The sequence below is a fragment of the Mesohalobacter halotolerans genome, from assembly GCF_006120725.1.
GTDB classification, from domain to species: domain Bacteria; phylum Bacteroidota; class Bacteroidia; order Flavobacteriales; family Flavobacteriaceae; genus Psychroflexus; species Psychroflexus halotolerans.
On record NZ_SWMU01000002.1, the window covers coordinates 196,679 to 220,923 of the forward strand.

At 36.8% G+C, this 24,245-nt stretch carries 17 protein-coding genes and 1 riboswitch; of the genes, 4 read left to right on the forward strand and 13 right to left on the reverse strand.

The genetic code is table 11. The features are described from left to right. The first annotated feature begins 50 nt into the window (after nt 1-50). On the forward strand, nt 51-449 hold the full coding sequence (locus FCN74_RS05450) for a DoxX family protein (protein ID WP_212751757.1): 399 nt from the start codon (nt 51-53) through the stop codon (nt 447-449). Between the two features lie 32 nt (nt 450-481). Here FCN74_RS05450 and FCN74_RS05455 read toward each other — a convergent pair whose 3' ends face one another. The 9 genes from FCN74_RS05455 to FCN74_RS05495 form a co-directional block, all read right to left on the reverse strand. After that, nucleotides 482-1,618 carry a glycerate kinase gene (locus tag FCN74_RS05455; protein WP_138931586.1) on the reverse strand — a complete coding sequence of 379 codons (1,137 nt, stop codon included), beginning with the start codon at nt 1,616-1,618 and terminating at the stop codon, nt 482-484. Between the two features lie 21 nt (nt 1,619-1,639). After that, nucleotides 1,640-4,492, reverse strand: coding sequence for a type I restriction endonuclease subunit R (locus tag FCN74_RS05460; RefSeq protein ID WP_138931587.1), 2,853 nt, complete (start codon nt 4,490-4,492; stop codon nt 1,640-1,642). Further along, on the reverse strand, nt 4,489-6,030 hold the full coding sequence (locus tag FCN74_RS05465; protein ID WP_138931588.1) for a Fic family protein: 1,542 nt from the start codon (nt 6,028-6,030) through the stop codon (nt 4,489-4,491). The genes FCN74_RS05460 and FCN74_RS05465 overlap by 4 nt, the downstream gene beginning before the upstream one ends. A gap of 492 nt (nt 6,031-6,522) precedes the next feature. Beyond that, entirely contained in the window at nt 6,523-7,269 is a 747-nt protein-coding gene (locus tag FCN74_RS05470) for a DUF3800 domain-containing protein (protein ID WP_138931589.1), read from the reverse strand. 10 nt (nt 7,270-7,279) lie between these two features. Then, nucleotides 7,280-8,386, reverse strand: a complete 1,107-nt coding sequence (locus tag FCN74_RS05475) for a DUF4268 domain-containing protein (RefSeq protein ID WP_171047118.1) — start codon at nt 8,384-8,386, stop codon at nt 7,280-7,282. A gap of 24 nt (nt 8,387-8,410) precedes the next feature. After that, nucleotides 8,411-9,625 carry a hypothetical protein gene (locus FCN74_RS05480; RefSeq protein ID WP_212751758.1) on the reverse strand — a complete coding sequence of 405 codons (1,215 nt, stop codon included), beginning with the start codon at nt 9,623-9,625 and terminating at the stop codon, nt 8,411-8,413. 2 nt (nt 9,626-9,627) lie between these two features. Next, nucleotides 9,628-10,872, reverse strand: a complete 1,245-nt coding sequence (locus tag FCN74_RS05485; protein WP_138931592.1) for a restriction endonuclease subunit S — start codon at nt 10,870-10,872, stop codon at nt 9,628-9,630. A gap of 1 nt (nt 10,873) precedes the next feature. Beyond that, nucleotides 10,874-12,442, reverse strand: a complete 1,569-nt coding sequence (locus FCN74_RS05490; protein WP_138931593.1) for a type I restriction-modification system subunit M — start codon at nt 12,440-12,442, stop codon at nt 10,874-10,876. 53 nt (nt 12,443-12,495) lie between these two features. Beyond that, the gene (locus tag FCN74_RS05495) at nt 12,496-12,918 is read right to left on the reverse strand and encodes a hypothetical protein (protein WP_138931594.1); all 423 of its coding nucleotides are present in this window, start codon (nt 12,916-12,918) and stop codon (nt 12,496-12,498) included. A 378-nt stretch (nt 12,919-13,296) separates the two neighbouring features. Beyond that, nucleotides 13,297-13,514, forward strand: a riboswitch (cobalamin riboswitch). Between the two features lie 108 nt (nt 13,515-13,622). On the opposite strand from FCN74_RS05495, the gene FCN74_RS05500 reads away from it, so the two are divergent. The 3 genes from FCN74_RS05500 to FCN74_RS05510 all read left to right on the forward strand — a co-directional run bounded on the left by FCN74_RS05500 (nt 13,623) and on the right by FCN74_RS05510 (nt 18,856). After that, on the forward strand, nt 13,623-15,380 hold the full coding sequence (locus tag FCN74_RS05500) for a TonB-dependent receptor plug domain-containing protein (RefSeq protein WP_171047119.1): 1,758 nt from the start codon (nt 13,623-13,625) through the stop codon (nt 15,378-15,380). Between the two features lie 11 nt (nt 15,381-15,391). Beyond that, nucleotides 15,392-16,423 carry a YncE family protein gene (locus tag FCN74_RS05505; RefSeq protein WP_138931596.1) on the forward strand — a complete coding sequence of 344 codons (1,032 nt, stop codon included), beginning with the start codon at nt 15,392-15,394 and terminating at the stop codon, nt 16,421-16,423. 204 nt (nt 16,424-16,627) lie between these two features. After that, nucleotides 16,628-18,856, forward strand: a complete 2,229-nt coding sequence (locus FCN74_RS05510; protein ID WP_246062568.1) for a S9 family peptidase — start codon at nt 16,628-16,630, stop codon at nt 18,854-18,856. Between the two features lie 108 nt (nt 18,857-18,964). On the opposite strand, the gene FCN74_RS05515 is transcribed toward FCN74_RS05510, so the two are convergent. From FCN74_RS05515 to FCN74_RS05530, 4 genes are all read right to left on the reverse strand, one after another. Further along, entirely contained in the window at nt 18,965-20,002 is a 1,038-nt protein-coding gene (locus tag FCN74_RS05515) for a DUF481 domain-containing protein (RefSeq protein ID WP_138931598.1), read from the reverse strand. 8 nt (nt 20,003-20,010) lie between these two features. Beyond that, nucleotides 20,011-20,811, reverse strand: a complete 801-nt coding sequence (locus FCN74_RS05520) for a copper resistance protein NlpE N-terminal domain-containing protein (RefSeq protein WP_138931599.1) — start codon at nt 20,809-20,811, stop codon at nt 20,011-20,013. Between the two features lie 151 nt (nt 20,812-20,962). Continuing rightward, nucleotides 20,963-22,162: a metal-dependent hydrolase family protein gene (locus FCN74_RS05525; RefSeq protein WP_212751759.1), complete on the reverse strand. Its 1,200-nt coding sequence runs from the start codon at nt 22,160-22,162 to the stop codon at nt 20,963-20,965. A gap of 79 nt (nt 22,163-22,241) precedes the next feature. Then, complete coding sequence (locus tag FCN74_RS05530; RefSeq protein ID WP_171047120.1) at nt 22,242-24,167, reverse strand: PQQ-binding-like beta-propeller repeat protein; 1,926 nt, start codon at nt 24,165-24,167, stop codon at nt 22,242-22,244. Nucleotides 24,168-24,245 lie beyond the last annotated feature (78 nt).

Below are 24,245 nucleotides of genomic sequence, written 5' to 3' on the forward strand. Positions count from 1 at the left end.
AAACTTGATGTGATAGGAATTTGATCTGATTTTTAAAACCTCTATATTTATTGTCCTTTTATCAGTTTAAATTTAGCATAAAAATGACTAGGTTTCTAAGGCGTTTATTGATTGGGTTCTACCTCGTTGCCGGTAGCTATCACTTTATAAACCCGCCATTCTATAAGGGATTAATCCCGACGTATTTGCCTTTTCCGGAGGTGATTAATTATACCAGTGGAGTTTTGGAAATTCTGCTTGCCATTGGTGTGGCTTTACCCCAACTGAGACGCTATGCGGTATATGGAATCATTACATTACTAATCCTCTTTATTCCTTCACATATCTATTTTATTCAAATTGGCTCTTGTGTGGAGCATGGCTTATGTGTCTCACCTTGGATTTCATGGACGCGTCTGCTGCTCATTCATCCGCTGCTCATCTACTGGGCTTGGAAAGTAAGAACCTAAAGCAAATAGCTTGAGTTGCTAAAACTCATTATTTATAACAACTTGATGCCAAGTGTTCTAAATATATTTTCTACTGTAGATTCGATTAAAATACCTGTGTTTTCAATAGCTTCTCCTAAATGCATAGGTTGATTAACAATTGCAAAAGCAGCAGTAAGACCACACTTGTAAACTGCCTTGAGATCCGTTTCAACCTGACCGGCAATAGCAATCACCGGAATCCGATGGTGCTTTGCTTTTTTTGTAACACCTATCAGGGTTTTACCATATAGGGTCTGCTGATCGATTCGGCCCTCTCCGGTAATGATTAAATCAGTCTTTTTGATGTGGTTTTCCATTTGTAGTTCATCCATAATCAACTCAATTCCCGGTTTTAATTCTGCATTTGTAAAGGTTAACAATCCCATCGCAGTTCCTCCGGCTGCACCAGTCCCTTTAATGGTCTGAACAGACTTGCCGAGTTGTGTTTGGATGATTGTTGCCAAATGCGATAAATTGCTATCTAGTTGTTCCAAATCCTGAGATTGTCCACCTTTTTGACGCCCAAACACATGAGAAGCGCCTTGTGGACCGGTTAAAGGATTGGTTACATCACAGGCCGCAATGACCTTGCAATCAGCTAAACGGTTATCTAATTGACTCAGATCGATACAATCTAGATCAGCTAAAGCACCGCCGCCTTGTCCGATGGGTTTACCCTGTGAATTCAGAAATTGTCCCCCTAATGCCTTAACGAGTCCCATCCCGGCATCGTTGGTGGCACTGCCACCTAAACCGATAATGAGTTTTTTACAGCCACGGTCAAGTGCGTGCTGAACAAGCTGACCGGTTCCATAAGTTGAGGTGACAAGGGGATTTCTTTCATTAGGATGCAAACGTTCCAGACCAGACGCTGCGGCAAGCTCAATGACCGCAGTTTGACCATCTCCCAAAATACCATAAGACGCCTCAATCGGTCGCATTAAAGGATCGTTGACCTTGACGGTGATCAATTCACCCTTTAAAGGAGTGACTAAAGCTTCTAACAAGCCTTCTCCACCATCGGACAGTGGGATTTGAGTCAGCTTTGCATCTGGTAATACTTTTTTAATTCCTTTAGCGATATGACTGGCCACCGCCTTTGCCGAAAGGCTGTCTTTAAAAGCATCGGGAGCGATGAGAATGTTCATGGGTTGAGATGGTTTTACTTTTTAAGCTGCCATTCCTTCGATAAAGGTCTGAATAAAGTTATTAATTTTACTGATGATTCTAGGTATACTTTTTCTACGGACGAGTATAGATTGTTCCTGTTCCATAGATTTTCGTACTTTTTCTCTCAGTTCGGGCACTTCGTTGGTGTATATTTTTTCTTCGATAATACTTTCGACCTTTGTTGGATTTAAGTTTTCTTCTTCGCAAATGGCTTGGAATGCTTTTTTCTGTTGCTCACTCCAATACAGTTCAAACGCATCCTGAACACTGGTTATATCGCCGTTTATGAGGTGTTGGTCTATGAATTTTTCAATCAATTCTTTTTTACTTCTCAACTCCAGGTCACCAGACAGTAAGTCTGAAATTTTTTTACGTTTTTGTTCTTGTTCTTCTTCAGTGCTATCGGTAAACTGTTCCAACAAGTTCAAAATATAAGCCACATTAATGTTGTCTTTGTGTATCAATTCGACCTCAAAATCAACATCGTTCAAAATAGAAGCTTTTTCAGTTTCGCTATCCTGTCTTGTTTTTTCGTATAGATCCAGGTACTTACTTTTGTAATCTTCAAAATCCTGTTTGTCCATTTCCAGATCGTCAAAACTGAAATCGGAAAACGTACTTAAGGCATTGATTATTCGCATTAGCGCTCTAAATCGTTTTACAAATTGTTCTTCTTCTATTTCAGACGCTAATCCGTTGACACTGTCAACTGTTGGCGTAATTTCCTTTAAATTTTTATAGGCTTCAACAAAGGCATCTAGATAGTCCTCATAAGGTTCCATTAAAATCGTTTCCCTGGCGTCTTTGTTTGAAAATAAGGCAATAGCGTCATCGGTAGCCTCTTTTAAATTTCTGAATACGATAATGTTACCATGTGATTTTTTGGAATTTAGAATACGGTTTGTCCGTGAAAACGCCTGTATTAAGCCGTGATGACGTAAGTTTTTGTCAACATAAAGCGTGTTTAATGGCTTACTATCAAACCCAGTGAGAAACATATTTACAACAATCAAGAGGTCTATTTCTTTGTTTTTTACCCGTTTGGATACATCGTTGTAATAATTGTAGAAATCCTGACTTGATTTGGTAGAATATTGGGTTTTAAACTCTGCATTATAATCGTCAAGATATGCGTCTAAGGCTTTTCTATTGTTAGAGTTGTAGGAGGCTGGTTCCTCGGCTGCCATATTATACTCTAAGGTCGTAATACCATCGGCTTCATCGACTTCCTGGTTGCTGTCGTAGGAAAATATGGTAGCGATACGTAAATCATGCAACCCCGCTTCTTTTTTCTGCTTAAAGATCTCGTAGTACTTTTTTACAGCGTCGATACTGGATACACATAGCATGGCAGTAAACTCCTCGTTGTGTGTTTTTACGGGGTGCGAAGCAATAATGTAATTGACAATTTTTTCAAGCCGATCTTCGGATTCCAGGACTTCTTTGGTATCGATGTCTTCGACTTCAATGTCTACAAAATTTAAACTGCTTTCTGCTTTTCGTTTGTATCGACCAATGTACTCCACAGAAAACTTCAATACGTTTTCATCCCGAATGGCATCAGTAATGACGTATTTATGTAAACACTCTCCAAATAATTCTTTTGTGGTTCGTCTACCCAATTGATTTTTAACCGCATTTTCAGCAAAAATAGGCGTGCCCGTAAACCCAAACATTTGTACGTTCTTGAAATACGCCTTAATGCGTTTATGGGTTTCGCCAAATTGAGAACGGTGGCACTCGTCAAAAATAAAAACCATTTTTTTCTCTTGCAAAGGCGCCATAACCTTCGCATAACGCTTATTGCTAATGGCATTATTGAGTTTTTGTATGGTAGTGACTATAAGCTTCGTGTCGTCGCCAAACTGCCTTACAAGCGCTTTGGTGTTGTCTGTACCATCGACACTGCCGTCTGAGAAGTTATTAAACTCTTTGGTGGTTTGGTAGTCCAGATCCCGCCGATCGACTACAAACACAACCTTATTAACTTCAGGTAAATCTTTTATAAGCTGACTGGCTTTAAACGAGGTCAGTGTTTTCCCTGAACCCGTGGTATGCCAGATGTATCCGTTTTTATTGGATTCTTCGACACGTTTGATGATCTTTTCTGTGGCGTAGTACTGGTAAGGGCGCAACACCATGAGCAATCGGTCTGTTTCTGCCAGAACAATGTATTTGCTGATCATTTTTGACAAATGGCAAGGCTCTAAAAACGTCTCTGCAAACGCTGTAAGCTGACTGATTTTGGTATTATCTTCCTTCGCCCAAAAAAAGGTCTGTTTAAAGTTGAGTGCCCTTAATCGGTTGTTGGCAAAGTATTTTGTGTTTACACCATTGCTGATGACAAACAGTTGAACCAACTGAAACAAGCCAGAACCCGATGCAAAGGAATGGCTTTTATAGCGCAAAATCTGTCGGTGGGCTTCAGCCATTTCGCAACCACGGCGTTTTAGCTCGATTTGTGTTATGGGTAAGCCATTGATAAGGATGGTAACATCGTAACGGTTTTGGTATTTGCCGTCTATGGTGATCTGGTTAGTGACCTGGAATTGGTTTTTGCACCAAGCAGTCGTGTTTAGAAAATCGAAATACAAAATATCGCCATTGTCCTGCTCGATAAAATGCTTTTGGCGTAAAAGCTTTGCTCGCTCAAATACTGAACCTTTGTTGAGAATGTTTAAGACTCTTTTAAACTCCTGGTCGGACAATTTGACCTCGTTATGAACTTCAAATTGTTGCTTGAGGTTATCCAGCAAGTCACTTTCAGAACGAATCTCGACACGTTTATAGCCTAAACCATTAAGCTGGTCAATGAGTTTTTTTTCTAAGGTGGCTTCACTTTGGTGGGTCATGGTTTGTTTGAAAAAATGTTATTATAACTTTCTTGTATCCATTCTACTTCATGGTCTTTCAGAACTGAAAATTCTTTGTTTAGGACACGTTTTGACAGGATGCCATTATTTTGTTCTAAAAATCGAACCAATGTGGCAATCATGTTGTCCGGCATTTCAAATTTATCACTTATACTGCGTTTAAATTCATCGTAATTCAATAAATAATTAACTTCCTGTGGTATAATCCGTTTTAGGGTGTCCAAAACACAATCATACAAAAATTCGGCTTGTTTGGTCGCATCGAAATAGCGGTAAAAATCAACAGTATCATTAAATACCTTTACATTATTGTTCTCGGTTGCTTTCCAATCCACAAAATCCAATAAGGGATGGGAGTAGCTTTGTAACACCATTCGGTAATCCTCAATATGGTCTAGAATTGAAGCGGATATCGGAAAAATTAATCCCTGAGACGTCAATCGCTTTTTGGCCAAGATGTGATGAATGAGGTAACGGTGTAAACGTCCGTTTCCGTCTTGAAATGGATGTATAAACACAAAACCAAAGGCTATGGATGCGGCTGCCAACACAGCATCGTAGCTGTCATCCTGCATCAATGTGTTGGCTTCGACGAGTCCATTTAACAATGAGGATAAATCCTCTGGCTTGGCGGAGATATGTTCGGGAATGGGGTCTCCGGTGAGCCGATCGTGTTCTCCAACAAATCCGCCTTCTGCTCTTAAACCCAGCTTGACAAAACGAGCATTTTCGATGACGATTTGCTGTAAACGCTCTATTTCTTCTATGCTCAAGGCTTTGGCTCCAGCTTGACCGATGGCTTTGCCCCAACGCATCGCTCTATTGGTTCCCGGATTTTCCTGTTCTATCGTAAATGAAGCTTTGGAGTCCTTTAAAAGTAAAAAGGAAGAGGCGCGTTGTAAAACATCTTTGTGAATGCCATTTAAATACGTGTTTTTTTGGTCTGATAATCTGGCATTGATATAGCCTTCTAATTTATCGGTTTTATAGATTAACGGACAAAACTCCGGAGTACCCGGAAGATTATTAATGATCCTATGCCGTGAAGAATTTTTGCCCGGGATAGCGTATTGCAATTTCTCGTCTATTAATGGCACATAGTTTTTAATACTTAAATCTTCTACAGGTAAATATTTGTCTAAAAGCCATTCATACAAGAACCAAATTTTACGGCTGTACTGACCAGTTGGCTCTACTTGAAGTAACTCAATAATAGCTTTTTCGTTTAATTTTCCAAATAGTTTTTTAAAGAATAAAAGGTTAATGCCTTCATATTTGAGTGCAAAGACCAAATGTTTATAGAGATTATCCTCAAAAGCTGTCCTTGAAGAAAATACCTTCCACTTATCTGTGTTGTAACTCCGTCTTTTATCACTTATGAGTGCCAACTTATCAGGCAATGGCATGTTTAATTTTAAGACTTCTATTATAGCCCCATAACCTACAAGCGTGGCGACTTCAGGAGCTTTTAATCCGTGAAAAACACTTATTTTACGTGAATAACAGGTATTATTCATGGTTTATGGTGAAAAACGTTTAATGCTCAAATATATGGATAAATAGGTATACTTTCGGAAAAATAGGTATAATTTAGTTATGTATCGGAAAAATAGGTTGCTATTTCTACTGTCAAAAACAGGTATTTTAATGGCTTTTCAGGTATATTACAATAATTATGTGACAAAACAGGTATTTATAAATTATAAAAAGTTAAGCGCTTTTCAACAAAGTGCTCAAAACAACACCACACAAACATTTTCTGCAACAACCCCTTTTTAAACGTTTTGGTCTGGTCTAATCATGGGGAATCTCTTTAATTAAAAAACTTATTGAGTTACTTTAAAATTTTTAAAAGATAATCTACTCATTTACAAATATTTAATTAAAAACTTGTTTTAAGTAGTATAATATATTAAATTTGTATTACATTAAATAATAAGTCGACTCGATTAAGACCGTTTGTCTTAATAGGGCCGCAACAAAATCCTCGGTTTTTGAACCGAGGTTTTTTATGCTCTTACGATACCTAAATTATCAGATTTACTTGCTTTTTTCAATAATACTGGTTCTAACCTATTGAATAAATGCTCCATGCCATATTTTTTTAAACTTCCTTTAGGATATTCTTTTCTATAAAGCAAATGAGCAATAATATCAACAGTTTGTATAAAATAAGATTGAGCCGAATTTCTTGAAAATGGGTCTTCCAAAATATTGTTTATGGGCGCATTATATGAACCTTCTCCATAATGCGTTGGTGTTGGGTTATAAATTCTCATCTTACGTTGCAAGTTTTGAAGTTTAATACTGTCAGTATCATCAACAACCACAATACCTTTATCCTTGGCCTGTCTTTTTAAGAAAGTATCAAAACGTTGAATGAGTCTTGACCAAGCGAGTTCAAATATGTCTCTATCCTCAAAGTTTTCTATGTGCAGACAAACATTGATTACTTTGGAATTATTAAAAATTATAGGTATTTGATTCGCATAATCTTTTAAAATTTTTATTCTGTTAATCTTTTTTATTTTTTGATATGTTTTTAGTTTATTAATTCTAATAAGCTCTGAGGCATGTATTTCTGTTCTTTGATTTAAACCATATACTTTATACAAAGATTTCCTAAACTTTTTAAGATTACTCAAACAAGACGACCAGTCATTTTGATCTATTATTAGACCAGATAAAATGAAATGCGGTGAACTGAATTTATGAACACCGGGATCGCCACTTTCGTCTACATATAATATATGCATATTACCTGCTTTAAGCCTTTAACTCTTGTTGTACTTTTCCCCAAACAGGATATATCACTTTATAAAAATTTTCCATTGTATCGCAATACCATTTAATGATTCCCTCCCAATTTTGCTTGTCATCAAATTTATAATCAAAACTATGTTCTCCAGTATTTTTAGTTTCAATTTTTATACGTGATGCCTTTTTATTGTCTAATCTTTGCCATTGTAATTCAGGTATTTTTTTCTCTAATTGTTCCCTGTAAGCATACATTTTATCAAAATAGATCTTGTCTGAATCGTTCATAAAGTATAATTCTACCCTGAAACTTTTTCGACCTACACAGAACGCAAATTTACCGGCACTTTTCCAAAAGCCAATTGAGTAATGGGGCTTTGCACTCACTCTATCCAAATAATCCAAGTTTCGTATTTTAAGTTGTTGTTTAAGTTGACTCCAAAATTCTAACAACAACGCGTTTGTCTCTTGCACTTTTTTACTCACGCCTTTATTTTCTTTTTCTTTTTGTTTGGCATCTATCATAAACTCTGTGGTTTCTGGAATAGGTATAATCTGCTCAATTTGCAAAAACTCATCTCCATCAAATAGATATGGTGAAACCCTAAAACACTGTATATTTACTTCATGATTGAGTAACCATAAGACTGTTGAAGTTACTTCTTTTCTGAATTGATTAGCTATAAAAATGATACGTTGGTCGTTGGCGTTAAGTAACAAATCTGTATCGTCCTCACGTTCTAAAAATTCTAAAATATTTTCTTTAGCGTTGCTTTCGGTTTGTTCTTGATCTAAATATTCTTGGTATATTCTGATAATTTGAGATGTGGTTAAGGTTGAGCAATATGAAGCATATTTGAGCGCTTGCCAAACTACATTTCTGCCCGTGTCGTCTAATTTGTTTTCAATGATAACCAAATCACCACTTTTGTCAATAGCTAATAGGTCTAAGCGTTCATTGGTGTCATTAAAACCTTGATATTCTTTTTGAATAATCAACAAATCTTCGCCTAAGACTTCTGGATTTTTAGCTATCCATTCTTGTAGATGTTCTCGTTCACGATATCCTAAATCTTTAAACAAAGATTCTTCTAAGCGCTGTATATCGTTTTTCACTCTGTTAATTTTATACATGGATTTCTATTTAAATTTTCTAAAGGCTTGGACTAATTGATATATACCAAAACCAATAGACAGCTTTGCAAAAAATACTGTCACATAAAATTTGGTGTTCTGTTCATTTTTTAATAACTCGAAGTCTGTTAAGTTAATCAAACTAACATAATTCTTTAAGTTTTCGAAGTCATACGATTTTGAGATACTCAGTACACAATGGAATATGAAGGTGACTACCAATATAAAAACAAGACCCGTAAGCCAGCTGGTTTTAAAATAATTGGAATATTTATTGAGTTTAAGGATCAAATAATCACTTAATAACAATTTTATCTTTTTGAAATCATTGTACTCATATATGACCTCAAGGTGTTTTTCTTCTAAAAAAGTTTGCTTTTCAAATTTTAAATACTTTTCAGCTTCAATTAAATTGTTTTGACCTATTAGTTGATTTTTTATTATTCTAAATGTCTCTCGTTTATTTTCAATAGGAATATAAGAACCATGTTTTAGCACATTATCATATGTATCAGAGTATATGTTTATTGATATAGATGGATATGAATATAATTCAACCATAAAAAAAGATATGGTACCATTTATTATTGATTGAGATAAATCCAATCCAACTGGCCTTTCTTTATTGCCAAATTTAGTTCTTGTAAAAATCAATTGCTTTTCAAAAGAAGAGTGTGTGAAAAATGTATTGTGCAAAAAAACTGATTTTGTAAAGGATATGTTTTTATAAAAATAACATTTCAAGAAAACAGTGTGATTAATAAACCTGCAATTAAAAAACTCTACATACTCTTTAAAATCTACATTATTATTTGTTAAGGTGTTGAATTCGCAATTATCAAATTTAATTTTAATTTCATATGCTGATCCATATATAAAAGGTGAAATATTGAAACTACAATTTTCAAATTTCACATCAATTCTTAACGAATTATTTATTTGAAGTTGTTTTGAGAACTTAAAATTTTTAAAAACGATATAATTATAAGAGTTTATGTCAAATTCATCTTCTCTCGAACACTCATAATAAACATTACTTGTGTATGTTATAAAATCTTCAATTGTAATCAGTATATCAATATCAATTAACTCTCCCTCATCTGCTCCATAGAATAGGAGTTTTCTGCCTTCACTTAGACTATGAATATCATTACCTTTGAAAATCTTATCATCATCGATAATTTCTTTAAGTCTATTTTGTCTTGACATTCTAGTGCTCATATCTACACAAACATTTTCTGCAACAACCCCTTTTTAAACATCTTAGTCTGATCTAACTGCTGTTGTGTATAGTCTATTTTTTGATCGATTGCCGATAAACAATTGGCGATTTTACTTTGTTCGTTGAGGTTGGGTATTTTAATCTTTAACTTAATAAAGCTTGACTTTGAAATATTAAACCTAGTACTTCCCTGAGCCAACGGCATAATTTTTCGTCTGAAAATCGAATTACGAAATAAATAACGAGCAAAAAATGGGTTGATAATGTTTTGGTTCACTCTAAATCCAAAACAAAAACTGTTAAGGTATAAAGGTTCAGTTGTTTCCCCCAAATATACAGATGCAGTAGCTATTTCATCAGGTGTTTCTGAAGAAACCGTAAAGAAAACGTCACCAAATTTAACTTCATTTTGTTTTTCATTTTCCTTTAGCTCTACTTTTCCACAGTCTTTAATATCAATCTTTGAGTTATCAAAAATTTGCTTGTATTGAATGTAATTATCACCATCACCAAAATCATCCTTTGTTTTTCCCGATAAACCGCTATAGGTTTCTCCAATTAAGCCTAACCTTTTCTCCTCCCACTCCGGAAACGCTTCCCCATTATCCTCACCTTCGTCTCCGCTCAGGTCAGGCTTAAACCGAATCTCCTGACTAAACAACTTTTGCATCACCCCTTTTTTATACAACTCCAGCTGTTCAACTTTTTGGGTGAGCAGGTCGATCTTTTTATCTACCTGGCTTAAAAAGGAAGCGATTTTTTGTTGTTCGAGAACTGTAGGATAATTTACTTTTATTTTAACCAACTCTGATGGACTAATTGCGGGGTAACTTGTACCTGTTGAACGCCTATTTACAATATTTACAAAGTTTTGATTATGCAAAAATTGAAATAAATATTCAGAATCATATTTGGCCTTTATTTGAGCGTAGCCGGTTGAAGCCACATAATCTCCATCTTTATCGAAAAAGTAGTTATTTTTTTGATAGGGTCTTACGGTTTGATACAAAATGTCTCCCTTTTCTAAAACTCTTTGAGCTCTACTAGGTGCTTCTTGTGCAGATATTGTTTCTTCTTTGACTAATATACCTTTTGTAACACTTTCTAAATCAATGTATATAAACTTATCAGGCAATTCTTTATTTCTAGGATTAACTTTGGCTAATTTATTTAGTGGGTCTTGTTTCCATTTTCCATCAAATTCAGGAAACCGTAATTCTGGAACAAGTTTCGTTAATTGATTCATCTTAAAACGGCGTTTTAATATTCAACTCCTGGCAATAGCCGGAAATCGCTTTATCGGTTTCTGCTATGTCCGTTTCAAGATTTTTTAGATCTTCGCTTACCTGATCCAAGTTCACAGGTTCCTCTTCTTCAAAGGTATCGACATATCTTGGAATATTCAGGTTATAGTCGTTTTCTGCCACTTCGTCCAGCGATGCCACATAGGCGTATTTATCGACGTCTTGTCGTTCTCGATAGGTGTCAATGATCTTTAGGACGTGTTCTTCGGTCAAATAATTCTGGGTTTTTATTTTTTCGTAGTGTTCCGAGGCATCGATAAATAAGATGTCCTTATCGTGTACACGGCATTTTTTATACACCAGGATACAGGTCGGGATACTCGTGCCGTAAAAGATGTTAGCCGGTAAGCCGATCACCGCATCCAGATAATTTTTCTCTTTAATGATAAACTCACGAATATGTCCTTCGGCGCCACCTCTAAACAAGGCGCCATGAGGTAAGACCACTGCCATTGTGCCTTGGTCGTCCAAATGGTACAGCATGTGTTGTACAAAGGCATAATCGGCTTTAGATTTTGGTGCCAGTTTGCCGTAATGGCTAAAGCGTTCATCCCCTAAAAATAGATCGTTAGCCGACCATTTTGCCGAAAATGGCGGATTGGCAACTATCGCTTCAAATGTTTGGTCAAAGTGTTGTGGCTTTTCCAAAGTATTCTCCTGGCGGATGTCAAAACGCTTGTAATGCACATCGTGCAGGATCATGTTCATCCGTGCCAGGTTGTAAGTGGTTCGGTTGAGTTCCTGTCCGTAGAAATAGGCCACATTGGCTTCTTTGGAAACACGCAGCAATAAGGAGCTACTCCCGCAAGTTGGGTCGTAGACCGATTTAATTTTGGTTTTATCCAGGGTCACCAATTTGGCTAAGACTTTAGAGACTTGTTGAGGCGTATAAAATTCACCTGCCTTCTTCCCTGCGCCACTGGCAAATTGCGCAATCAGGTATTCGTAAGCATCACCTAACACGTCGCTTTCAGAATTCTGAAGGTTAAAGTCAATTTTATCCAAATGGGCGAGGACTTTAGCGATCAAGGTGTTTCGTGCATCAACCGACTTACCGAGTTTGGTCGAGTTTAAATTCAAATCTTCAAATAAGTTTCCAAAATCATCTTCGGCTTCGGTACCCATGGTACTTTTCTCGATGTTGTTGAGGATAGCGGTCAAATCTTCTATGATAAAATTGCTTGAGTCTACCGATTGGCTGTTGCCACGTTTCGCAATTTGTGAAAACAACTCGTTAGGATACAAAAAATAGCCCAATTTGCTAATGCTTTCTTCTTTTACGGCTTCGAGAAGTTCAACATGTTTAGCATTGTCGGCATCGAGGTCAGTAAAGCTAATGTTATCGTGCTTTAGGATCTCGTCTGCATACAGGTGCAACTTTTCTGACAGGTATTTAAAAAAAATAAAGCCGAGAATATAGTCTCTAAATTCATCGGCGTCCATTTTGCCACGCAGTTCGTTGGCAATATTCCAAAGATGGGTTTCGAGCTGTTTTTTGTGGTCTTCAGACATGGGGTCGATTTGATTAGTGCTTTAAAATTACTACTTAGCGAAAAATCTGGCAACTAATCCACTTTATATTTTTCAACATCATGTTTTTGGTCATAGTCATTGTCACTAATGACGACTATTTCTACATTGTGAGTATTTGCGATTTGTGAAATAACTTCATCGTTTTTACTACATATAGCTACACTTTTAATAGATTTAGGTTTATGATTTTTGATCAAATATTGGCTAAAGTAAGCTTGACCGAGAAGATACATCCCAATACGGTATGCTTTTGTCTGAACAATAATAACATCTTTACCCTCAATATCATATGTCTTACCTTCATAAATTTTATGTTCTTCACCTAATATAATCAGACCGTCAATTAGTCTTTTTCCTGAAGCTTTGGAACCCTTTACTGCTATAAATTCTTCAATTAGCATACCACCTACTTCAGACCAGTATTTTCTGGTTCTCCATGTTTCTTTTTTGCTCATAGTTTTTTTCTAGATTTGTTGTGGCCCATTTTGTTATGGAGTTCGTTGGCGATATTCCAGATTTGGGGGTCGTATTGTTTTTTGTGGTCTTCAGACATAGATAGTGTTTTAATCCCTAAAAATATAAATCTTTTTGGGAACCTTAGGGGCATTCTGCAATTTCTCTGGAATTCTTTTGGGGTTAACCTGCAAGGGTACTATTTTATATTGTAATTAGTCTTTTGACCGGCATAGCATAAAGTTATTAGCCTTGGTTGCCTACAGACGAGTTCTTCAAAACCACCAACAACTCCTGATTCTTCGCTCTTCACAATTCACTCATCACAGCTAACTGCTCACTAACAACCAACAACCAACAACAAATCCAAACAAAATCCCTACCTTTGCAGTGCATTTGGTTTTACGAGACCATTTTAGGCTCGTAGATTAAAAGGGAATGTCGTTAAAATCGACAGCTGTTCCCGCAACTGTAAGCTTATTCCAATTTGATGTGGAAGCTTCTTAACCAACTTCATGCCACTGTTTCGGAGACAACGACACGGGAAGGTTTTTAAGAAGACGCCAGCCAGGAGACCTGCCTCATGCTTTAATCAATTCGACAATCTTCGGGATAAAGATTGAGAATGTGTATGAAGTATACCATTGTTTTAATGCTATTGCTGTGCCTATGTGTAAATGCCGGGGCACAGACTGAACCGATCCAGATGCTGGATACGGTATACCTGTCTGATGCTAACCTCAAGCTGTTCAACACTGGTCAGAAACAACACCACATTTCAGAAAAGGCCATTGCCCGGCACAATTTTGCACTGACCGACCTCTTGCAACGTCAGACCCCAATTTATTTTAGGCAAAACGGGTACGGTATGGTATCTTCAGCGGCCTTCCGTGGAACTACAGCTGCTCAAACTGCCGTGTTGTGGAACGGCATCAATATCAATTCCGCACTGACCGGGCAAACCGACTTCAACACATTGCTCACGGCCAACTTATCCAGTATCGATGTCAAATTTGGGGGCGGCAGCAACATTTACGGCACCGGCGCTATCGGCGGAAGTATTCACCTCAATCAAAATCTTAGCAAGCATGTTGAAGAACAACATCAATTCCAAACCGCTTACGGCAGCTTTAATACGTTTGAAACCCAATATGCTTATCAAAACCAATGGAAGGATTTGAAGTTTAAATTGGCCCTGGTCAGTCGACAATCGGATAACGATTATGAGATTCCTGAACAAGACCGACAAAATCAAAACGGACAATTTGAAATGAACAGCCTTGATGCTGTAATTAGATATGACCTGTCTGATGACAACATACTGAGCTATTTCAGCAACTTCACCTTTGGCAAGCGTCATTTTTCATTGATCAGACCCACCGAACCACGGACTCGCTACGATAATATCGATACCCGAAACATGATCGAGTGGCAGAGTTCATCAAAACATATTCAATCGAAATTAAAATTGGCTTACCTGACCGAGCAATTCACCTTTTTTGATAACCTTTTACGAAATACCTCTTCAACTTCAGAAGTCGCCACTCAGGTTATGCAATACGAATTGCTTTACAGTCTGGATGACATCAAATTGAAAACCATCCTTAATTATCAAAATGCTCAGGGTAAAGGTAATCAACTCGATAGTGCTGAACGTGATGTGGCGGGAATTTCGCTGGTGTTTCAGCAACAACTAACCGAGCAGTGGAATTACGAATTTACACTCCGCCAGGATGTAAATGATGATTTTGAAAACCCATTTTTGTTCAGCTTTGGGAGTCAATACCATTTAACAGATCGATGGAGTTTACGTGTACATGCCTCCAGAAATTACCGTCTGCCAACCTTCAACGACATGTTTTGGGTTAATGGCGGGAACCCCGATCTGGTGCCCGAAACTGCTATTCAAACCGAAGCCGGTGTAAATTTTGAGGCTAAGGGGCTTCACTTATCGCTCACCGGGTTTTACAATGATATTAACGACATGATCCGTTGGCTTCCCGACGAATTCGGAATTTGGCGACCCCAAAATACCGACGAAGTTGTAACCTACGGCCTTGAACCCTCATTGCGTTATGATTATCAAATATCAGACGATCAATCAGCCCGGTTTCAGGCCAATTATGGCTATACGGTATCAGAAGATCAATCTACCGACAATCAACTCATTTACGTGCCTTTTCACACGGCGAATGCCAAACTGATCTACAACATCAACCAATGGGATTTTGGCTTATCCTGGCTGTATAACGGCGAAGTCTTTACCCAAACCGACAACAATCCCAACCGAATTGTTGAGGATTATGCCCTGCTGGACCTGCAAATCGGAAAGCGATTTCCAATACTGTTAAATTCTAGACTCAGCCTGAGGGCACAAAATATTTTTGACCTGGCCTACGAAGCTGTAGACAACAGACCCATGCCGGGACGTGCATTGACCATTCAACTATTAACCTCGTTTTAAAACCATACAAGATGAAAACTTTTTTTAGAATTTACCTGTTATTTGCTTTATTAATCCTTACAGCGTGCAGCAATGATGATGATGTGAACATGCCGGCACCAAAAGGGGAGTTTGACTCCGGCACACTCGTCCTTAATGAAGGCGGAATAGGAAGTGTCACATTCATTTCTAACGATTACAGTCGCGTAGACCAACAGATCTACAATAGCGTCAATTCCGGTGAAGATTTGGGGCAATTTGTACAAAGCATATTTTTTGACGACAATAACCGAGCTTACATCATCAGCAATGGGTCTAACCTCATCACCATCGTCAAGCGATTTACTTTTGAAAAAGTAGGGGAGATCACTGCAAATTTGGACGTACCCCGTTACGGAACTGTGGTAGACGGTAAGGCTTATGTAACCAATCAAGCTTCGTTTACGACCAACGCAGACGATTTTGTATCAGTCATAGATCTTGATACCTTAGAAACTGAAACCATCATCGCTTTTGATGTGGTTGTCGAACACATCATATCTGATGGGACTAAACTCTATGTACAAAACTCAGCTTTTGGGTTTGGAAGTGGCATTTCTGTGATTGATCCCAGCACCAATACTATTGAAGCAGAACTTGACACCGGTGAGGCGTTGCAAAGCATTTCAATCAATGCCAATACGCTCTATGCCCTTCATGCAACAGGAATAGATGCGATTGATCTCGTTTCGCAAGAGCTAATCACCACCAAAAGCCTTCCTTCAGAAATATCTGGGGCAAAAAATTTGAGGATTTCAAATGGTGTACTTTATTATACATTTGCCAATTCGGTTTATCAAACCCCTTTATCAGAAACGGTATTAAGTAGCGATCCTTTCATTTCTTATGATTCCGACTCTGAGTTTGGAACTATGTACGGGTTTGAGGTCAATGAAAGTTTGATCTATCTTGCCGATGCCACCGACTTTGCCTCTAATGGTTTTGTGGAAATTTACGATTTGGATGGCAATTTGGTGTTTGAAACCGATGTCGGCTTAGGGCCAAATGGGTTTTACTTTAATTAAATAAAATTGATTATATCTATTGAATAGTTTCTAACGCTTAAGCTCATAATACATTATCACTTTCTAAATACTTTAAGAATTTAAAGCAGAGACTGTAACAATTTTCCAAAAATCTTACTAATACTATATAATCAACAACTTATAACTATGCAATACTACAAAACCACGTGGGTTGTCTTATTTTTGCTGTTTTTAAATGTAACTATGGGACAAACGATAAATGGTGATTGGAGCGGTAAGCTCAACGCCATGGGACAAGAATTACCACTTATTTTTCATTTTTCTGGTGAAGATGACAACCTCACCGCTACGATGGACAGCCCCGCTCAGGGCGCTACAGGAATTCCATTAGACGAAGTGTCATTTAATGACAATACCATCACCCTGTCAGCTATGGGTGGCCAGCTTACTTACGAGGCTAAAGTTGATGGTGACGCGATGAACGGGACCCTTAAGCAAGCCGGAATGGAGTTTCCGCTAACACTCACTAAAGGCGAATTAGAAAAACCGGGCGATGTGAGTTTACCCAGCTCAGAAGAAGATTTGAAAGCTCTGGCAGAGCAAGATACCGGTAATTACAAATATTCGGTCAAAGATTATTTTGCTAAACCAGCATCTTCCAGCTTTCAGTTATCTCCCGACGGAACTTACATGAGCTATCGTGAAAAAGACGAAAATCTTAAAAATCACGTCTATGTGAAGAATACCAAAACCAACGCTGTCAAAAGGGTTATCACCGAAGGTGAAGAGCTCGTAAGGGGTTACGGCTGGGCCAATGAAAACCGTTTGATTTACGTGATGGATAAAGGTGGAAACGAGGATTACCATATGTTTGCCGTAGACGTTGATGGTAGCAACCAGAAAGAATTAACGCCTTACGAAGGCGTGAAAGTAGAGATACTTGCCATGCTTAAAGACGATAAAGACCATATGGTTATCTCTATGAATAAGAACAATCCTCAAGTATTTGATCCGTATAAGATCAACATCAAAACCGGTGAACTGGAACAATTGTACGAGAACAAAGATCTGGAGAATCCAATTATGGGTTACGAATTTGATAAAGACGGAAATCTAAGAGGATTTATGCGTTTAAAGGACGGTGTGAATACCCAATTTTATTATGCAGTTGAACCCGGAGACTACCAACTAATGCAGACGACCAAATGGTATGAAAGTTTTGGCATCATCAGCTTTGATTATGCATCAGACAATCCGCATGATGCCTACGTGATCTCTAATCTGGAGTCCGATAAAGCTAAGATCTATAAATACGACCTGGCTAAAAAAGAAATTATTGAGGAGCTGTTTTCCAACGATCAGTACGATGCGGGTGGAGCTTCAATTTCCAGACACCGTAACTGGGAGCTCGATTATTTCAGTTATAATGGTGAAAAAAATAAGATCATTCCCGTCAGTAAGTATTATAAGAAACTGCACAAGAAGTTATCCAAAGAATTTGGCGACTACAATTTTTACCTTTCAGATAAAACGGATGATGAAAGCCAATATTTGATATACGTGACCAGTGATAAACTTTACGGCAGATATTATGCTTATGATGTGAAAAATGATGAGATCAAGCTGTTATACGATCTTATGCCGCAATTAAAAGAAGAAGATATGGCCGATATGATCCCAATCTCCTTCAAAAGTCGAGACGGCTTAGATTTGCACGGTTACATCACCTTACCTAAAGAAGCTGCTGATGGCCCGGTACCGGTTGTGGTCAATCCACACGGTGGTCCGCAGGGGATTCGAGATTCTTGGGGTTTTAATCCCGAAGCACAACTGTTTGCCAGCCGTGGTTACGCCACGCTGCAAGTCAACTTTAGAGTCAGCGGTGGCTATGGAAAAGAATTTTTAAGAGCCGGTTTTAAAGAAATTGGTCGTAAAGCTATGGACGATGTTGAAGACGGTTTACAATACGTGATCGACAAAGGCTGGGTAGACAAAGACAGAGCAGCCATCTACGGTGGAAGCCACGGTGGCTATGCCGTGTTACGTGGTTTGACTAAAACTCCGGACCTTTATGCCTGTGGTGTAGATTACGTAGGAGTTTCTAACCTGTTTACGTTTATGGAAACTATTCCGGCCTACTGGAAGCCCTATTTAGATATTCTAAAAGCCGTATGGTACGACCCCGATGTGCCAGAAGAAAAAGCCATTATGAATGAAGTTTCGCCGGCATTCCATGTGGATAAGATCAAAAAACCATTATTTGTGGTTCAGGGAGCAAACGATCCTCGGGTTAATATAGACGAAAGCGATCAAATTGTTAGACAGCTTCGAGCAAAAGGTGTAAATGTACCGTATATGGTGAAATACGATGAAGGTCATGGTTTTGCGAAAGAGGAAAACCGAATGGATTTGTATGAAGCGATGATGGGCTTTCTGGCTCAGCAATTAAAGTATGGCAAAGTCAAAGGCTAGTTTTGATTCTGAAATTCACAAATGAAAAGCGAACCTTACTGGGGTTCGCTTTTTTTCGTTTCCACGAGTAAAATTAATGGAGATATAATTGGTCTTCCTTAAAAGAGGTTATAAGCTCCAACCAAAAGTAGTCTGAAAAACATAGTCAGTTTCTTCACCGCCTTGAGCGGGCTGGTTATCGTAATTTAAACTCAGTCCTAGATTGATAAAAAAGTCTAAAGGTAAATCGTAATTGAGGTCCATATTAAAATCGGTACGCCAACGACCAGATTCTGTTAAACTGGGATAAACCATCACGCGGCTTAATAAACTAAAGTCACCAATATCATAAAGATTGACTTCGGTGCCTAAGAAACCTTCTGCACTGTTGTTGCTAACGCCACCCATATCAGTATTAAAACTTTCGTTATTAAAAGAAACACCTGCTTGTAAACCCCAGTATGAACTGTTGGTTTGTATGATATATTTCCCTAAACCGACTTTGCTGACTGTACGTAAATCTAAATTTTGAGCAGTGTTGGATAGCCAATTTACCTCACCTAGGATAAACCAATTTTTCCTTAAAAACCGATTGTAAATCAAATTGGCATCTAACCTCTGGGTCTCTGGTGTATCGGATTGTGAAGAAATGATTTGATTATAGCGTGTGGAAGCTAGCCAGCGTTTTTCCCTATACCCAAAATAACTTCTTACGCTATACTGAGAAAGGTCATTAGCTTTTGTAAAGTTGTAACCCACACTCAAAGAAGCATCAAATTTACTCCAAAAATCACTGTCAATTTTTCTCAAATAGACAATGTCTTCGATTGGTGTTTCAACCATTATTGAATCATTTTCAATAACGTGCACTTGATTTTCTGAACTACTCTCTAAATGTCCGGAAAACCTACGACCTGAACTTAGTGTCAAAAGATATTCAGTTTGTGTTTTGACCTTGAGTACTTCATCCCAGTCTATTTTAAAATCGCTATCGCTATAGTCTGTTTCAAAAACTGCAACACTTTTATTTAAAGATTTAAGTTCGCCGACAATAACATCATTATTTTTTAGATATAAGGAATCGGTTTGTGCAAATAAAGATGAAGTCGTTATAAAAAATGTAATTAATCCGAAAATGAATGTTAAACTTCGGTGGTTTAAAACCATAATTATAGTTATTTAATAAATTCTAATATGACTTGACTGTCTTGATTTAAAAATTTAAGGCTATTGTCTTGAAGCTTATATTGTGTAACCTTTTGGAGACTTTTGTTGAGTTCTTGTTCAACACTCATATTTTCACAAGCCATCATCGTACTGCGCATTTGTGAAAACCCAATACCTTGATTAGGTTTTAAAGTATAACTACCACTTAATCTGTTGCAACCCCCTGAGCCAGCTACGAGGCTATCATTGACTCTAAATATCAAATGCGCTTCGTTTTGTAGGCTAGCGGGATCAATGGCTTGGCCATTTATTGCTGTAAGAGACCAGTAAGTTTCAAGCCATCGAAGATCCTCAGATAGTTTGTTTAAAATATACAAGTCTTCTAAATCTCCAGATATTTTTTTGCCTTCCAAGTCTAGAGCAAAAAGTTTGTTTTCTCCAACTTGATAAGCCTGTTTTTCATTTTTATCAAGGTATATTTTGCTCCCTGCTTCATTCCATTTAAACTGACCTTTGGATGAAAAAGTAGAATCACTTTTACCTAAATATTTTTGAGTTTTGGTGTAGGTCAGATCGTTGTTTAGCGTGATTTGGGTTTCTATTCCCATACAATCAGCACAAGGTAAAACACCTTGATAAGTACCATCCCAATCTAATGCATTTTGACTGTTGTCTGTGGTAGGAAGCTTTTTTTGAGTTTCGGTATTTTCAGGTGTATTCTGTTTTTGATCTGCAGTGTCTGACTTTTTTTTGCAGGACACGCCAATAAATAGTAGGGCAAGAAAAATAAGACTTAAATTATTCATCATACTGAGGTTTTAGTTTGTTGAATTTAAAATATTTTATAGTTGATTTTTATAGATTTTACCGTTTTTCATCACCATCAATATATTTTGATCAGCATTTTTCTAAGAGTTCTAAAGTGTCTTAAAGATTACCATCATTGATAAGCATATCAGCCTAAGCACCTTCTTCTATTACACCTATTTTACCTTTGTAAAGACTTCTGTTTCCAGACATGGCTAATAAATCCGCATTATTTGAAGTCGCCATTTTTAAAATTTCATAATTGTTGAACCAGCGTTTCATTTTAATGAGTTGCTTGTTGGGTTCAGCAGCTTTTTCTTTGTTGAATAGCACATCAGTACCATAGGCAATTTCAATATTGTATTTTTTGGCTAAGGCAAAAGCATTATCGGTTCCACTATACATTTCAAGCTGTTTGGCTCGGCTTTCCGGAGATAATCCAGCTTTATTACCTTCGTCTGTAAAGGGTTGTAAACTCCAAAAAATATTATTATCGACCATCATTTTAACAGTTTCTTCATCGACCAGTTGACCGTGATCAATACACTTTACGCCAGCTTCTATGGCTTGTTGGATAGCTCTTGGTGTGTAAGCGTGAACTGTCACATAGGTTCCCCAGTTTTCTGCAGCATCAACAGCAGCTTTAATTTCTGGAATGGTATATTGGGTAACATCAAGCGGGTCGTAGGCTGAGGAAACTCCACCACCTGCAATGAGTTTTATTTGGCTGGCGCCTTGCATGAGTTGCTCTCTTGTTTTTAGTCTTACAGCATCATGACTATCGGCTATAGCTGCAGCATTGATGCGTTCTACATAAGATAAACCTCGCGTTGGATCTGATGGAATTTCATTAGGTAATCTAAAATCGCCATGGCCACCGGTTTGAGAAATAAATGCTCCGCTAGGCCATATTCGAGGATCTTTTGAAATGCCTTTGTCTATGGCTTGTTTTAGTCCAAAAATAGGCCCACCAAGATCTCTTATACTCGTGTAGCCGTTCATCATAAGATATTCAATGTTCTTTTCAGCGACAATATTTACAAAACCTAGGTTTGCTGTCAGTAAAACGATTTGGTGTAAACTCGCAAACATGGCATGGTAATGCGCATCAATCAATCCGGGCATGAGAAATTTGCCTTGCCCATCGATTATTCTGGTTTTACCGCTTTTGTCAGTTCTTATAGGTTTGTTTGATATTTTTTGAATAATGTTATCAACAATTAGCACATTGGCATTATAGGTGTTTTTGTCTTTACCATTAAATATTTCGACATCGTTTATTAATATACTTTGTTGCGCTACAATGAATTGAGTCGTCAGAGCAGTGAATAGTATGTTTAAGATGAGTTTCAAAACTAAAATTTTTTTAAAATTAAAATTTTTTAAACTGTTTTAAAGGAAATACGTAAAAATTTTTAACAAGTTCAAAATTTTAATTTAACCCGTAAATTTCTATATGATCTTTAAAAAATACATAAGCTATTTTCAAAGCTTGATCAATCATGATATCGGTTGATTTTAAGGGAGTCGATTTTAAATTAACAATTTGTCCTGTTTCTTTATTGAGGGATTTAAAATATAATTTTTCTTCTTCGTATGTTACAAAAACATAAGTGTTTTTATCGATTTTACCTTTTTTTGAAGTTTTAAAATCATCCTCTAAGTATGAACCAACATCAACTTGTGGAAGACTTGTAAAGTCATCATATAGCGTGGTATAATTATGATAATTTCCATAAACGAATGCTGATGAACGATTTAAGACGCCAACATTGGTTGATACTAAAACACTTTTGAAGGCATTATCAATTTGTTTAGGAATAAAACCTAAAGTTGCACTATAAATACGATATCCTTGTTTCCCCAAGGATTGCGTGGTATTAATTAATGAGGGTTTTACAATTTTTGAGGATGTTGTATCATATATTTTATGACCTTCCTCATCTAAATACACAAAATGGTTGTTTTGACGAAAAAAATATCCATTTGAGCGTCGCTCAAATTGTGGAACACTTTTTTCTTCAAAGGTGAATATGAGTTGAGGTTGTAATTTTTCTTCGACTTTAGTGCGGTATAAACGGCTATTAGAGAAAATCAAAAAGGTATTTTCTACGCTGTCAAACCAAACATGATATCGATTATTAAAAAGTTTTAAACCTCTTTCGGCAAAAGAAGAGGTGTTAAGTGTTTTAGGGGATTCTCCAATCAACTCACCAGTATTTGAATTAATTTTATGAATAAATGATGGGGTGATACTTAATACGTATTTGCGCTGTTGCTTAATAAAATACAAGCCTCTATCGTCTGATTTAAATATTTTGATAGGGTTTTTCCAAGCCTTTTGCCCTGTGCTATCAATTTTAAAAAAAAATTGATCCTGTATTACAAAGTATTGATTATTTACAGTTGGAATAACATCTTCTAATAAAGGTAAACTTTCGCTTTTTTCCCATTGCTTTTGGCCTGTTTTGAGAGAAATTACATCAAACCCCGTTTGGGTTATGACAATCAATCTGCCATCTACCAAGATAGATTTTTTGATTTTGCCAAAAACCTTAACAGGTTGTTCCCAAAGCAAACTCATATCACCACTAAGGTAAGCTGAAATTAAAGTCTCTTTATTGGCTTTTGAGACATTAATGTTTTCTTTATATGTAATTAAAATATCACTATTTGGTTCATAATCAATATCTTTAACATTATTAATTTCAGAGGTTACCTGGCCATTTTTTGCATTAAAAACACGAAGTTGATTATCTAAAACCCAAAAAATATTACCATTTTGATTTGGTATTAAATTGTCATTACCAATAAGTTGTCGTTTTGCAGCTTTTATAAATTTATTGTCTGCAAGTTTGACTTCCCAATTTTTGGCTTTATCTGTTAACTTTAAATGATATAGAAAGAAAGATTTATGTTTTATACCCGTAAACAAAATTGATTTATCTTTTGGAAAATATTCTAGATTAAAGATAGATTTATAGTTTAATCGAGTCGAATCGAAAAAAATCTCACCTGTGTCGGTGTCGAGGATAATAAAAGATGCACCTTTAGTATTGAAAAGTTTTGACAAAAACTTGGAGTTGATCAATGGCTTTTTTTCAAGTAAAATCAAAGACGATTCACCTAACTCCATATAAGATTTATAAATGACCTTTTTGAGTTTTTTAGTTGTCCACTTCAAATGTTGAGTTTGTGGGTCTATACCATATGTAGCTTTTGATGTGGCTACTAAGAGATTGCTATTTTGTTGATTGATGATTTTAGCTTTGACTTTACCCTTAATGTCAATTTTATTTTGAGCAGTAGAAGTGAAGCTTGATAGAATAAAAATGATAAATATTAAAATCCTATTCATTTTGAATCTTCTGAAATATTTTTTATTAAAATTACACATAAAAATTAGCCCATCCTAAAAAATCAAGATGGGCTTTGA

What these genes read in the sequence shown, in the direction of transcription:
- FCN74_RS05455 (WP_138931586.1), bottom strand. Translation starts at nt 1,618, where the DNA reads ATGAACATTCTCATCGCTCCCGATGCTTTTAAAGACAGCCTTTCGGCA.
- FCN74_RS05460 (WP_138931587.1), bottom strand. Translation starts at nt 4,492, where the DNA reads ATGACCCACCAAAGTGAAGCCACCTTAGAAAAAAAACTCATTGACCAG.
- FCN74_RS05465 (WP_138931588.1), bottom strand. Translation starts at nt 6,030, where the DNA reads ATGAATAATACCTGTTATTCACGTAAAATAAGTGTTTTTCACGGATTA.
- FCN74_RS05470 (WP_138931589.1), bottom strand. Translation starts at nt 7,269, where the DNA reads ATGCATATATTATATGTAGACGAAAGTGGCGATCCCGGTGTTCATAAA.
- FCN74_RS05480 (WP_212751758.1), bottom strand. Translation starts at nt 9,625, where the DNA reads ATGAGCACTAGAATGTCAAGACAAAATAGACTTAAAGAAATTATCGAT.
- FCN74_RS05485 (WP_138931592.1), bottom strand. Translation starts at nt 10,872, where the DNA reads ATGAATCAATTAACGAAACTTGTTCCAGAATTACGGTTTCCTGAATTT.
- FCN74_RS05490 (WP_138931593.1), bottom strand. Translation starts at nt 12,442, where the DNA reads ATGTCTGAAGACCACAAAAAACAGCTCGAAACCCATCTTTGGAATATT.
- FCN74_RS05495 (WP_138931594.1), bottom strand. Translation starts at nt 12,918, where the DNA reads ATGAGCAAAAAAGAAACATGGAGAACCAGAAAATACTGGTCTGAAGTA.
- FCN74_RS05500 (WP_171047119.1), top strand. Translation starts at nt 13,623, where the DNA reads ATGCTGGATACGGTATACCTGTCTGATGCTAACCTCAAGCTGTTCAAC.
- FCN74_RS05505 (WP_138931596.1), top strand. Translation starts at nt 15,392, where the DNA reads ATGAAAACTTTTTTTAGAATTTACCTGTTATTTGCTTTATTAATCCTT.
- FCN74_RS05510 (WP_246062568.1), top strand. Translation starts at nt 16,628, where the DNA reads ATGGGACAAACGATAAATGGTGATTGGAGCGGTAAGCTCAACGCCATG.
- FCN74_RS05515 (WP_138931598.1), bottom strand. Translation starts at nt 20,002, where the DNA reads ATGGTTTTAAACCACCGAAGTTTAACATTCATTTTCGGATTAATTACA.
- FCN74_RS05520 (WP_138931599.1), bottom strand. Translation starts at nt 20,811, where the DNA reads ATGATGAATAATTTAAGTCTTATTTTTCTTGCCCTACTATTTATTGGC.
- FCN74_RS05530 (WP_171047120.1), bottom strand. Translation starts at nt 24,167, where the DNA reads ATGAATAGGATTTTAATATTTATCATTTTTATTCTATCAAGCTTCACT.